1 protein-coding gene is annotated in these 381 nt (G+C 69.3%); it reads left to right on the top strand.

Annotated features, from left to right (window positions below):
• Positions 1 to 381, top strand: a 381-nt coding sequence (locus tag GVL52_RS32805; protein WP_200848089.1) for a CoA transferase, incomplete at both ends; no start/stop codon positions are given.

Below are 381 nucleotides of genomic sequence, written 5' to 3'. Positions count from 1 at the left end.
TACTTCAACAGCGCGAACCGCAACAAGCGCTCCATCGCGCTCGATCTGCAGGACGAGGCAGGCCTCGCGGTCGCACGGCGCCTGGCCGCGCGGGCCGACGTGGTGATCGAGAACTTCAAGCCGGGCGGGGCCGACCGGCTGGGGCTCGGCTACGCCGAGCTGAGCGCGTCGAACCCGCGCCTGGTCTATTGCTCGATCTCGGGCTATTCGCGTGCCACGGCCGAAGCGCAGCGCCCCGGCTACGACCTGGTGGTACAGGGCGAGGCCGGGATCATGGCCATGAACGGCGAAGAGGGACAGGGCCCGCTCAAGTTCGGCGTGGCTGCGGTGGACATGTTCACCGGCATGTACGCGGGCCAGGCGATCCTCGCGGCGCTGTAC

Source organism: Rhizobium sp. 18055 (genome assembly GCF_902706285.1).
In the GTDB taxonomy this organism is placed as follows: domain Bacteria; phylum Pseudomonadota; class Alphaproteobacteria; order Rhizobiales; family Rhizobiaceae; genus Rhizobium.
This window is presented reverse-complemented; position numbering and strand designations above follow the sequence as displayed.